The sequence below is a fragment of the Streptomyces sp. P9-A4 genome, from assembly GCF_036634195.1.
Classification (GTDB): Bacteria; Actinomycetota; Actinomycetes; order Streptomycetales; family Streptomycetaceae; genus Streptomyces.
In genome coordinates, this window is the sequence record NZ_JAZIFY010000001.1 from 3,556,157 (window position 1) to 3,568,178 (window position 12,022).

Here is a 12,022-nt window from a genome sequence, read left to right on the forward strand (position 1 = left end):
GTCAGACCTTCCCATGGCGCTCGACGAGCGTGTTGAGGAGGGCGGCGGCGGTGCCCGCGTCGGGCACGGTGACCGCGAACTCGCGCCCGCTGTCCCTCCGTACGACCAGGGTCTCCCCGGTCCGGACGATCACGCCCGTGCGGTGGGCCCTGACCCGGTAGCCCCAGCCGCCGAACTCGCCGAGGACGGCGGCCGTGTCGAGTTCTCTGACGCTCGCCCCCGCGATCTCGTCGAGCGGGACGCGGACGCGGGGCCGGGGGGACAGTGAGGGCCGTACGGTGACGCCCCGGCGGTCGACGGCGACCCGGACCCGGGCGAGGGCGAGCCCCGGCACCCCGATGACGAGGCCGAGCAGTGCGAGCAGCGCGGCGGGCCAGGGGGCGAGGATCAGCCCGACGGGGACGGCGGCGAGGGCGATCACCCCGAGGACGGTCAGCGGTCCCGAGGCGGTGGCGTGGGACCAGCCGGCGACCTCGCTCGCACCGAGCGGGAGCCGGGGGGCGTCGGGGGCGCCGGGGACGGGGGCCGCCGCGTCCTCGGGGACGAGCCGCGTCAGGCCCCACCCGGCGAGCCCGAACAGCCCGGCGGTCGCTGCGGCGAGCGTGAGGTTCACGAGGGGGGAGGAGACCTGCGACGGGTCGGTGACGTCCAGGTTGTCCCGTACGAGGAGGACGAGCAGCGCGCCCGCGAAGCCTGCCGTGGCCCAGGCGCCCCAGAGGGAGGGGCGGCGGACGAGGGCCGTCCAGCCGGCGCCGAGGGCGACGAGGAGGGCGACGCCCACGACGGCGAAGGCGGTGCGGCCGGTGAAGCCGTCGGGGCGGCCGTCGAGGCCGAAGTGGGTGGCGAGGGTGTCGGGGAGCCGGTCGTACCGGAGCACGAGGAGCAGCACGTACACGAGGAGCGTGAGGGCGAACGGGAGCGCGGCGAGGGCGCGGAGACGGGGTGTGGATCGGTTCATGGAGCCTCCCTTGTTCGCACCAGGATAGAACAAGTTGTTCGCACTTAGCTAGAACAACTAGACCTCCTTTCCGGATGCGGACCCTCGGTGCCGCTTGCTGAACAGGCCAAACGCCTTCAAATGGGGAGATCCGGTACGTCGACGCGGCGGCGGCCGTGAAGGCCGCCGCCGCGGAGAAGTAGCCGCCGGGCGGAGGAGCGCCGGGTCGTCAGCCCGGCGCTCCGTCCGTGTCAGCCCCGGTCGTCGCCGTCCAGGGCCGCCCGCAGCGCCTCGGCGAACTCCGCCGGGGCGCCCTGCTGGCCGAACTCGCCGCCCAGGAAGCCGCCGTGGTGGCTCGGGAAGACGGCGAGCGGGGTGCCGACGCCCTCGGCGACGGCCGCCGCCGCGCGGGCGGCGAGCTCGCCCTCCGACTCCTTGCCCGCCGCGACGACGATCCGGGTCGGGGCGGCGCGCAGGGCGGTGAAGTCGGGGCGGTAGGAGGTGCAGCCCCGCATGTTCTGTCCGAGCAGCGGGTCGCCGCGCGAGCCGTCGTCCTCGGCGGGCAGGCCGAAGGCGGCCGGGTCGGGCGCGGGCTCCTCCGCCCAGTTCGCCGGGAACGGGCCCTTCCGGCCCGTCAGCGCCAGGAACTTCGCCATCGCGGGCCCCCAGCCCTCCCGCAGATAGGTCGCGTGGACGTCCGCGCACGCGCCGAGGGCCGCCTCGCGGTCCGGGAGGACCTGGGCCGTCGGCGGCTCGTGCGCGACGAGGGTGTGCACCAGGTCGCCGCGGGCGGCGACGAGGGCGAGGGAGTTGACGGCGCCGCCGCTGCTCCCGAAGACGTCGACCGGGCCGACGCCGAGCGCCTCGATCAGCCGGGCCAGGTCGTCGGCGTGCTCCTCGGGAAGCGACTCCGCCGCGCCGTCGGTGCGCTCGCTGCGGCCCACGCCGCGCGGGTCGTACGTGACGACGGTCCGGTCCGTGAAGTGGGAGGCGAGCGTGGTGAAGCCGGTCGCGTCCATGGGGGAACCGATCAGCAGCAGGGGGCGTGCCTCGGCTCCGGTGCCGGGGCGCACGTCGTAGCGCAGGGTCGCGCCGGCGGTGTCCAGCGTCCGGGTGTCGGTCTCGGCCATGGTGATCTCCTCGGTGGTGAGTCAGTCATGGGGGTAGACCGCCGGGGGCGCCGGAACTCATCGCAGGCGCGGGGGCCGGGCGGAAAAATCTCCGGGGCGGGAGAGAGAGCGACGGTGACCATCCGGCCCCGGCCGACGCCTTCGTGACGGCCCGGCCGTCACGACACGTCCCCCGGCCCCGGCCCCCGCCCCCGCCCCCGCCCCGGTGAGGACCTAGTCCTCGTCGGAGGAGCCTTCGAGGTCGCCCTCGGTCTCCAGGAACACCTGGCGCAGGGCGGCCAGGGTCTCCGGGTCCGGCTTCTCCCACATTCCGCGCGACTCGGCTTCGAGGAGGCGCTCCGCGATGCCGTGCAGGGCCCAGGGGTTGGCCTCCTTCAGGAAGGCCTGGTTCTCCGGGTCGAGGACGTACTCCTGCGTCAGCTTGTCGTACATCCAGTCGGCCACGACACCCGTCGTGGCGTCGTACCCGAAGAGGTAGTCGACGGTCGCCGCCAGCTCGAACGCGCCCTTGTAGCCGTGGCGGCGCATCGCCTCGATCCAGCGCGGGTTGACCACGCGGGCGCGGAAGACCCGGGAGGTCTCCTCGACGAGCGTGCGGGTACGGACGGTCTCGGGGCGGGTCGAGTCGCCGATGTACGCCTCGGGGGCCGTGCCCCTGAGCGCGCGGACGGTCGCGACCATGCCGCCGTGGTACTGGAAGTAGTCGTCTGAGTCGGCGATGTCGTGCTCGCGGGTGTCCGTGTTCTTCGCGGCGACCGCGATCCGCTTGTACGCGGTCTCCATCTCGGCGCGCGCCGGGCGGCCTTCGAGCCCGCGCCCGTACGCGTAACCGCCCCAGACCGTGTACACCTCGGCGAGGTCCGCGTCCGTGCGCCAGTCGCGCGAGTCGATCAGCTGGAGGATGCCCGCGCCGTACGTCCCCGGCCGCGAGCCGAAGATGCGGGTCGTGGCGCGCCGTTCGTCGCCGTGCTCCGCGAGGTCGGCCTGCGCGTGCGCCCGGACGTGGTTCTCCTCGGCCGACTCGCCCTCCAGGCCGGCGACCAGCCGGACGGCGTCGTCGAGAAGCCCGATGACGTGCGGGAACGCGTCCCGGAAGAAGCCCGAGATGCGCAGTGTGACATCGACGCGCGGGCGGCCCAGCTCGGCGAGCGGGATCGGCTCAAGGCCGTTGACGCGGCGTGAGGCCTCGTCCCACAGCGGGCGGACGCCGAGCAGGGCGAGCGCCTCGGCCACGTCGTCGCCGGCGGTGCGCATCGCGCTCGTACCCCACAGGGAGAGCCCGACGGAGGTCGGCCACTCGCCGTTGTCGGTGCGGTAGCGCTCCAGGAGCGAGTCCGCGAGCGCCTGCCCGGTCTCCCAGGCGAGCCGGGAGGGCACGGCCTTCGGGTCGACCGAGTAGAAGTTCCGGCCGGTCGGCAGGACGTTGACCAGGCCGCGCAGCGGCGAGCCCGAGGGGCCGGCCGGGACGAAGCCGCCGTTCAACGCGTGGACGGCGTGGGTGAGTTCGTCGGTGGTGCCGGCCAGACGCGGCACGACCTGCTCGCAGGCGAACCGCAGCACGGCGTGCACCTCGGAGCCGTACGCGGCGGCCACGGCCGGGATCGCGTCCACGGACCAGTCCGCCGCCTCCATGCCCTCGACCAGCTCGCGCGCCTTGGCCTCCGCCTCGTCGGCGGTGGTGCGGGTCGCGGCCGACTCGTCCAGGCCGAGCGCCTCGCGCAGACCCGGCAGCGCCTGCGTGCCGCCCCAGATCTGGCGGGCGCGCAGGATGGAGAGGACCAGGTTGACCCGGGCCTCGCCCTCCGGGGCGCCGCCGAGGACATGCAGACCGTCGCGGATCTGGGCGTCCTTGACCTCGCACAGCCAGCCGTCGACGTGCAGCAGGAAGTCGTCGAAGCCGTCGTCCTCCGGGCGCTCCTGGAGGCCCAGGTCGTGGTCGAGCTTGGCGGCCTGGATCAGCGTCCAGATCTGGGCGCGGATCGCGGGCAGCTTCGCCGGGTCCATGGAGGAGATCTGCGCGTACTCGTCGAGCAGCTGCTCCAGGCGCGCGATGTCGCCGTACGAGTCGGCGCGGGCCATCGGCGGCACCAGGTGGTCGACGAGGGTGGCGTGGACGCGGCGCTTGGCCTGGGTGCCCTCGCCCGGGTCGTTGACCAGGAAGGGGTAGATCAGCGGGATGTCGCCGAGGGCGGCGTCGGGGCCGCAGGCGGCGGACAGACCGGCGTTCTTGCCGGGCAGCCACTCCAGGTTGCCGTGCTTGCCGAGGTGGACCATGGCGTCGGCGCCGAAGCCTCCGTCCTCGGCGCGGGCGGCGATCCAGCGGTAGGCGGCCAGGTAGTGGTGGGACGGCGGGAGATCGGGGTCGTGGTAGATCGCGATCGGGTTCTCGCCGAAGCCGCGCGGCGGCTGGATGAGGATCAGGAGGTTCCCGCGCCGCAGGGCCGCGAGGACGATGTCGCCCTCCGGATTGCGGGAGCGGTCGAGGAACATCTCGCCGGGCGCCGGGCCCCAGTGCTCCTCGACGTGGGTGCGCAGCTCCTCGGGGAGCGTCGCGTACCAGCGCTTGTAGTCGGCGGCCGGGATGCGGACCGGGTTCTTCGCGAGCTGCTCCTCGGTCAGCCAGTCCTGGTCGTGGCCGCCGGCCTCGATGAGGGCGTAGATCAGCTCGTCGCCGTCGCCGGAGAGCAGGCCGGGGAGGTCGGCCTCGGGCCCGAAGTCGTACCCCTCGGCGATCAGCCGGCGCAGCAGGGAGACGGCGGAGGCGGGGGTGTCCAGGCCGACGGCGTTGCCGATGCGGGAGTGCTTCGTCGGGTACGCGGAGAGGACGAGCGCCAGCCGCTTCCCGGCGTTCGGGATGTGGCGGAGGCGGGCGTGCCGGACGGCGATCCCGGCGACGCGGGCGGCGCGCTCGGCGTCGGCGACGTACGCGGGCAGGCCGTCCTCGTCGATCTCCTTGAAGGAGAACGGGACGGTGATGAGCCGGCCGTCGAACTCGGGCACGGCGACCTGGCTGGCGGCGTCCAGCGGGGAGAGGCCCTCGTCGTTCTCCTCCCAGGCGGCGCGCGAGCCGGTCAGGCAGAGCGCCTGGAGGATCGGCACGTCGAGCGCGGCGAGCGCGCCCGCGTCCCAGGCCTCCTCGTCGCCGCCGGCCTGCGCCTCGGCGGGCTTCGTACCGCCCGCCGCGAGAACGGTGGTGACGATGGCGTCGGCGGTGCGGAGGCGGTCGAGCAGCTCCGGCTCGGGGGCGCGCAGGGAGGCCACGTACAGCGGGAGGGCCTGGGCTCCGGCGTCCTCGACGGCCTCGCAGAGGGCGCCGACGAAGGCGGTGTTCCCGCTCATGTGGTGGGCGCGGTAGTAGAGCACGGCGATCGTCGGACCGTCGGTCGTCCGGGGCGTGCGCTCCAGGGGGCCCCAGGTGGGGGCGGCGGCCGGGGCCTCGAAGCCGTGACCGGTGAGGAGCACCGTGTCGGACAGGAAGCGGGCGAGCTGCTCCAGGTTCGCGGGGCCGCCGTGCGCCAGGTAGGCGTGGGCCTCGGTGGCGACGCCGACGGGGACGGTGGACGCCTCCATCAGCTGGGCGTCGGGGGCCTGTTCGCCGCTGAGGACGACCATCGGCTTCCCGGCCGCGCGGACCGCGTCGAGGCCGTCCTCCCAGGAGCGGAGCCCGCCGAGGAGCCGTACGACGACCAGGTCGGCGCCGTCGAGCAGGGCCGGAAGGTCGGCGAGCGGCAGCCGGGAGGGGTTGGCGAAGCGGTACTCGACCGGACCGCCGCCGGAGCCGGCGGTCGCCGCGCGGGCGCTGAGCAGATCGGTGTCGGAGTGCGACAGCAGCAGAAGCATGGCGAGCGCAGGCCTTCCTCGGGGTTGTCCGCGCCCCGGGTGGTCGTATGGACGGCGGGAGTTCCTGACTCACCCGCACCATCGCTGGTACGGGCTCACAGTGGCGGGACCGCGCCGGATTCTCACCGGGCTTCCTCCCCGGGGTCCTGGGACCCCATGCCGATCTGCATCCTAGATCGTGCGGTCTCCGCGCCGGAGGGAGCCGGGGAGTCGGCCGGATCACACTCGGTGGCCGCCCGGTTCCCCGTGGGTATGCTCGCCGCCATGCCGCCCACCCCGCCCCCGCCGCCCGAACCGGGCGAAGCTCGCATACGGGACCGTGGCGACGCCTGCCCCGGAGCGCTGCGCCTGCATCCCGCCGACGACGGCCGGCTCGCCCGACTGCGCCTGCCCGGCGGGCGCTTGACCGTGCGTCAGGTCGAGGTGCTCGCCCTTGTCGCCGAGACCCTCGGTGACGGGCGGATCAGCATCACCTCGCGGGGCAACGCGGAGCTGCGCGGTCTCGGCGACGGCTGCGGGGCGGAGCTCGCGGGGCTTCTCGCCGGGGCGGGGCTGCTGCCCTCCCCCACCCATGAACGCGTCCGCAACATCGTGGCCTCCCCGGCCTCCGGACTCGACGGACTCGGGTACGCGGACGTGCAGTTGTGGGCGCGCGCCCTGGACACCGCCCTGTGTGCCGAACCCCGGGCCGCGTCCCTTTCGGGACGGTTCCTGTTCCTCCTCGACGACGGGCGCGGGGACGTCGCCGGGCTCGGCGGCGATGTGAGCTTGGTCGCAGGAGAGGGCGGGACCGTCCTGCTGTGGCTCGGCGCGCGGGTCTTCCGGCTCGCCGCCGACGACGCCGTCCGCGCCGCCCTCACCGCCGCCCTCGCCTTCCTCGACGCCGCCGAGACCGCCGGGAACGGGGCCTGGCGGCCCCGCGAACTGCCCGAAGGGCACGTACCCGACTGGGCAGGAGCCCTCGCACGGGCCGGGATCCCGGCGGAGCCCGTACCCGTACCGCCGCTTCCCGCGTCCCCGCCCCCCGCACCCGGGCCGCTCGGCGAGCACGCCCTGCACGTCCTCGCCCCGCTCGGCCGGCTGACCGCCGCCCAGCTGCGGGCCCTGCCGCCCGCCGGCGAGATCCGGCTCACGCCCTGGCGCGGGGCGGTCGTCACCACCGACCCCGCGAGACTCCCCGAGCTGGAGTCGTACGGCCTGATCACCCGCCCCGACGCCCCCGGCGCCGGGGTCACCGCCTGCACCGGACGCCCCGGGTGCGCCAAGTCCCTCGCCGACGTCCGGGCGGACGCCCTCGCCGCGCCCCCCGGGCCGCTGCCCGTGCACTTCTCCGGGTGCGCGCGCCGCTGCGGGCACCCGTACGGCGCCTGGACCGGTGTCCTCGCCACCGGCGACGACACCTATCTAGTGGACGGCGCCCCCACCCCCCGTACCTCCCTGCCCGCGGCAGTCGCGGCGGCCCGCGCCCTGCCGACCCACACGAGATGAGCGAGAGCACCAGGATGTTCGACTACGAGAAGGACGGGGCGGAGATCTACCGCCGGTCCTTTGCCACCATCCGCGCCGAGGCGGATCTGGCGGGCCTGCCCGCCGACATCGCCCAGGTGGCGGTCCGGATGATCCACGCCTGCGGCATGACCGACCTCGTGCAGGACATCGCGTACTCCCCCGGGGTCGTCGCGGACGCCCGCGCCGCCCTGCGCGCCGGTGCGCCGATCCTCTGCGACGCGCAGATGGTCGCGAGCGGCGTCACCCGCAAGCGGCTGCCCGCCGACAACGAGGTGATCTGCGCGCTGTCGGACCCGGCCGTGCCGGGCCTCGCCGCCGAACTCGGCACCACCCGCTCCGCCGCCGCCCTCGAACTCTGGCGGGACCGCCTCGAAGGCTCCGTCGTCGCCATCGGCAACGCCCCCACCGCCCTCTTCCACCTCCTGGAGATGGTCGCGAAGGGCGGGCCCCGCCCGGCGGCCGTCCTCGGCATACCGGTCGGCTTCATCGGCGCCGCCGAGTCCAAGGACGCGCTGGCCGCCCAGGACCTCGGCCTCGAATACCTCGTCGTACGGGGCCGGCGCGGCGGCAGCGCGATGACCGCCGCCGCGATCAACGCGATCGCTCACGAAGCGGAGATCCAGGCATGAGCGGGGCCGAGGGCATGACCGGGACCGAGGGCATGAGCGCGAAGGGCGACGGGGGCACGACCGTGACCGGCAAGCTGTACGGCGTCGGGCTCGGGCCCGGCGATCCGGACCTGATGACCGTGGCCGCCGTGAAGGCCATCGCCGCCGCCGACGTCGTCGCCTACCACTCGGCCCGCCACGGCCGTTCCATCGCCCGCTCGATCGCCGCCGGACACCTCCGCGAGGACCACATCGAGGAGCGGCTGATGTACCCGCTCACGGTGGAGACCACCGACCACCCCGGCGGCTACCGGGGCGCCCTCGACGACTTCTACGAGGAGGCCGCGGCCCGCCTCGCCGCCCACCTCGACGCGGGCCGCACGGTCGCCGTCCTCGCCGAGGGCGACCCGCTGTTCTACGGCTCGTACCAGCACATGCACAAGCGGCTCGCCGACCGCTACGACACCACCGTCATCCCCGGTGTGACCTCGGTCAGCGCCGCCGCCGCCCGGCTCGGCGAGCCGCTGTGCGAGGCCGAGGAAGTCCTCACGATCATCCCCGGCACCCTGCCCGAGGACGAGCTGACGGCCCGTCTCGCGGGCACCGACTCGGCGGTCGTGATGAAGCTCGGCCGCACCTTCCCCACCGTGCGGCGGGCCCTCGAACGGGCCGGCCGGCTCGACGACGCCCGCTATGTGGAGCGCGCCTTCATGGCGGGCGAGCGCACCGGCGGACTCGCCGCCGTCGACCCCGAGTCCGTCCCCTACTTCTCGGTGGCCGTCCTGCCCTCCCGGATCGACGCCACGCCTCCCGTGCGGGACCGGGGCGAGGTCGTCGTCGTCGGCACCGGACCGGCCGGGGCACCCTGGCTCACCCCCGAGTCGCGCGGCGCGCTCGTCAACGCCGACGTGCTCGTCGGCTACACCACCTATCTGGACCGGGTGCCGGTGCTGCGCCCCGGGCAGATCCGGCACGGCTCCGACAACAAGGTCGAGTCCGAGCGCGCGGAGTTCGCCCTCGACCTGGCCCGCCGCGGCCGGAAGGTCGCGGTCGTCTCCGGCGGCGACCCGGGTGTCTTCGCGATGGCCACGGCCGTCCTGGAGGTCGCCTGCGAGCCGGAGTACGCGGACGTTCCCGTACGGGTCCTCCCGGGGGTGACCGCCGCCAACGCCGCAGCCGCAGCGGCGGGCGCCCCGCTCGGCCACGACTACGCCACGATCTCCCTCTCCGACCGGCTCAAGCCCTGGGACGTCATCGAGGCCCGGCTGCGCGCCGCCGCCGGCGCCGATCTGGTCCTCGCCCTCTACAACCCGGGCTCCAAGTCCCGTACGCACCAGGTGGCCGCCGCCCGCGACCTCCTCCTGGAACTGCGTCCCCCGCAGACCCCGGTGGTCGTCGCCCGGGACGTCGGCGGCCCCGAGCAGTCCGTAAGGGTGGTCACCCTGAAGACCCTGGAGCCGTCCGAGGTCGACATGCGCACCCTGCTGCTCGTCGGCTCCTCGCAGACGCGCGCGGTGGAACGGGCGGACGGCCGCACGATCACCTGGACGCCGCGCCGGTACGGGTGACCCGGCCCCGAAGCACCGGCTACGGGTGACCCGGGCGGAACCCGCAGGTCCCTAGGAGGCGGTGCGGGTGAAGGTGCCCAGGCCCTCCTGGTCCAGGTACTCCACGCGGACCGTCTTCCCGTCCGGGGAGAACGTGACGCCGGTCGGGCCGACGGCGTTCTCCCCGCGCGTGGGGAAGCTGAACGTGTCGCCGTCGTAGTGCGTCAGCCGGTACGACTGGCGCTCCGTCTCCGGCCCCAGGCGGAGCACCAGGCCGCCGTCCTCGCCCTTGGCCACCGCCAGCCGGCCGTAGTAGGCGCTGGTGTACGTGCCCGTGTAGGCGCCGTCGGCCTTCGCGGGCCTGGCGTGGGCGGGCGCCTTCGCGTAGTCCGTGGGCGAGACGCCGGCGTCGGCCTCCTGCTCGTAGAGCCCGTTGACGAGCGGCAGCCAGTCCCTGCTGGGCTTCCCCTCCTGCGCGGTGTCGAAGAAGTCGAGGGCGACGGTGTCCGCGACACCGGCCGGGGCGCCGTTGGTGAGGACGACGATGCCGAGCCGCTCGCCCGGCAGCATCGTGACGTTGGTGTGCGCGCCCTGCGCGAACGCGCCGGTGTGCGAGAGGCGCAGCCGGCCCTGGTCGTCGTACGAGACGTTCCAGCCGAGGCCGTAGAAGCCGGTCCGGGCGGCCGGTGCGTGCGCCGGGCTGGCGACGGCCTCGGGGTGGTGGGTGAGGTCGAGGGCGTCCTCGGCGACGATCCGGCGGCCGTCGAGGCTGCCGTTGGCGAGCTGGAGCCGCAGCCAGGTCGCCATGTCACGGGCCGAGGAGCTGACACCGCCGGCGGGGGACTGGGCGTCGGGGTCGCGTACGTACAGCGCCTTCCAGGTCCCGTCGGCCTCCTTGACGTGGCCGTGGGCGCGGTCGGGGTTGGAGACGAAGTCCTCGAAGCGGGAGCTGGTGTGGTTCATGCCGGCCGGCTTGTAGAGGGTGTCCTCGGCGAGCTTCGCCCAGGGGACGCCCTTCTCGGCGGCGACGGACTCGGCCGCCGCCGTCAGGCCGAAGTTGGTGTAGGCGTAGCTCGCGCGGAACGGCGCCAGGGGCTCGTACCGCAGGTGGGACAGGATGTAGTCCTGGTCGTAGCCGAGGTCCTCCAGGAGGTCGCCCGCGTGGTCGGGCAGGCCGCTGCGGTGCGAGAACAGGTCGGCGACCGTCACATGGGACGTCACCCACGGGTCCTTGAGCCGGAATTCGGGCAGTGCGGGGTTGACCGGCTTCTGCCAGCCGTCCACGCCGACCGCTCCGGAGACGACGGTGGAGGCGATCGGCTTGGACACGGAGGCCAGTTGGAAGACGGTGTCGGCGTCGATCCGGGCGGACTTGCCGACCTCGCGCACCCCGTAGCCCTTGAGGTGGACGACCTTGTCGCGGTAGACGACGGCGACGGAGACCCCGGGGACGCCGGTCCGCTTCATCAGCTCCGCGACACTCCCGTCGAGCCGGCCGACGGCCCGGTCCACGTCGGCCCGGTCGAGGGACGGCGGGGGCTGTGCGGGAGGCGGCTCGGGTGGGGGCGTGGGCCCGGTCGCGGCGAGCGAGCCCATCCCCAGCACGGCCGCCGCCCCCGCGGTGACCAGCCATCGGACGGTAATCACGCTTCCATTGAAAGCCCGGGGAGGACGGTTGTCGCGCGGGGGAGCGGGCGCGATCACGGCTTACGGCAGGCGCGACCGCACCCAGGCGGCGGCCTCCTCCGGGGTCGTCACCACCGGGACGCCGTCCGGGACCGGGGGGCGGCGGACCAGGACGACCGGGATGCGCGCCTCGCGGGCCGCCGTCAGTTTCGGGGCGGTCGCCGCGGCGCCGCTGTCCTTCGTCACCAGTACGTCGATCCGGTGCCCGGCCAGCAGCTCCCGCTCGCCGTCCAGGGTGAACGGGCCCCGGTCGAGCAGCACTTCGGCGCGGGCCGGCATCGGGGCCTCCGGGGCGTCCACCGAGCGGACCAGGAACCAGTGCGGGAGGGCCGCGAAGGCCGCCAGGCCCATCCGGCCCGTCGTCAGGAACACCCGCTCCCCCAGGCCGTCGAGCGCGTCCGCCGCCGCCGACAGGGACGGCACGGACAGCCAGCGGTCCCCGTCCGCCGGGACCCAGCCGGGACGGCGCAGCGCCAGCAGGGGAACATGGGCGGTGGCGGCCGCCCCGGCCGCGTTGAAGCTGATCCGCTCGGCGAAGGGATGCGTGGCGTCGATGACCGCGTCCACCGCGTGCGCGCCGATCCACTCGGCGAGCCCCTCGGCCCCGCCGAACCCGCCGATCCGCACCTCGCCCTCGGGCAGCCGGGGGCTCGCCACCCGCCCCGCGAGGGAGCTGGTGACCCTGACCCCGCCGCCGTGCAGCAGCCCGGCCAGGGCGCGGGCCTCGGTGGTCCCCCCGAGAATGAGTATGTGCACAGGAGCCTC

The 12,022-nt window shown here is 74.7% G+C and carries 8 protein-coding genes and 1 riboswitch; of the genes, 3 read left to right on the top strand and 5 right to left on the bottom strand.

All coding sequences use genetic code 11. From position 1 onward, the window contains the following. Position 1: 1 nt before the first annotated feature. The 3 genes from V4Y03_RS15935 to cobN form a co-directional block, all read right to left on the bottom strand. On the bottom strand, positions 2 to 958 hold the full coding sequence (locus tag V4Y03_RS15935) for a DUF1648 domain-containing protein (protein ID WP_332435343.1): 957 nt from the start codon (positions 956 to 958) through the stop codon (positions 2 to 4). Between the two features lie 230 nt (positions 959 to 1,188). Next, positions 1,189 to 2,067, bottom strand: coding sequence for an alpha/beta fold hydrolase (locus tag V4Y03_RS15940; RefSeq protein WP_332435344.1), 879 nt, complete (start codon positions 2,065 to 2,067; stop codon positions 1,189 to 1,191). A 213-nt stretch (positions 2,068 to 2,280) separates the two neighbouring features. Next, a complete protein-coding gene (gene cobN, locus V4Y03_RS15945; protein ID WP_332435345.1) occupies positions 2,281 to 5,907 on the bottom strand; it encodes a cobaltochelatase subunit CobN in 3,627 nt (1,208 codons plus the stop codon). 39 nt (positions 5,908 to 5,946) lie between these two features. Further along, positions 5,947 to 6,086, bottom strand: a riboswitch (cobalamin riboswitch). A gap of 73 nt (positions 6,087 to 6,159) precedes the next feature. On the opposite strand from cobN, the gene V4Y03_RS15950 reads away from it, so the two are divergent. The 3 genes from V4Y03_RS15950 to V4Y03_RS15960 are packed head-to-tail and all read left to right on the top strand — an operon-like array spanning position 6,160 to position 9,592. Beyond that, positions 6,160 to 7,395, top strand: coding sequence for a cobalamin biosynthesis protein CobG (locus V4Y03_RS15950; protein WP_443079792.1), 1,236 nt, complete (start codon positions 6,160 to 6,162; stop codon positions 7,393 to 7,395). Beyond that, positions 7,392 to 8,045, top strand: a complete 654-nt coding sequence (locus V4Y03_RS15955; RefSeq protein WP_317874867.1) for a precorrin-8X methylmutase — start codon at positions 7,392 to 7,394, stop codon at positions 8,043 to 8,045. Before V4Y03_RS15950 ends, V4Y03_RS15955 begins: the two co-directional genes overlap by 4 nt. 32 nt (positions 8,046 to 8,077) lie before the next feature. After that, positions 8,078 to 9,592 (top strand): precorrin-2 C(20)-methyltransferase, encoded by a 1,515-nt coding sequence (locus V4Y03_RS15960; protein ID WP_332437195.1) that lies wholly within the window; start codon positions 8,078 to 8,080, stop codon positions 9,590 to 9,592. Between the two features lie 51 nt (positions 9,593 to 9,643). Here V4Y03_RS15960 and V4Y03_RS15965 read toward each other — a convergent pair whose 3' ends face one another. Next, on the bottom strand, positions 9,644 to 11,218 hold the full coding sequence (locus V4Y03_RS15965) for a serine hydrolase (RefSeq protein ID WP_443079793.1): 1,575 nt from the start codon (positions 11,216 to 11,218) through the stop codon (positions 9,644 to 9,646). Positions 11,219 to 11,278: 60 nt separating this feature from the next. Beyond that, positions 11,279 to 12,013, bottom strand: coding sequence for a cobalt-precorrin-6A reductase (locus V4Y03_RS15970; protein WP_332435347.1), 735 nt, complete (start codon positions 12,011 to 12,013; stop codon positions 11,279 to 11,281). Positions 12,014 to 12,022 lie beyond the last annotated feature (9 nt).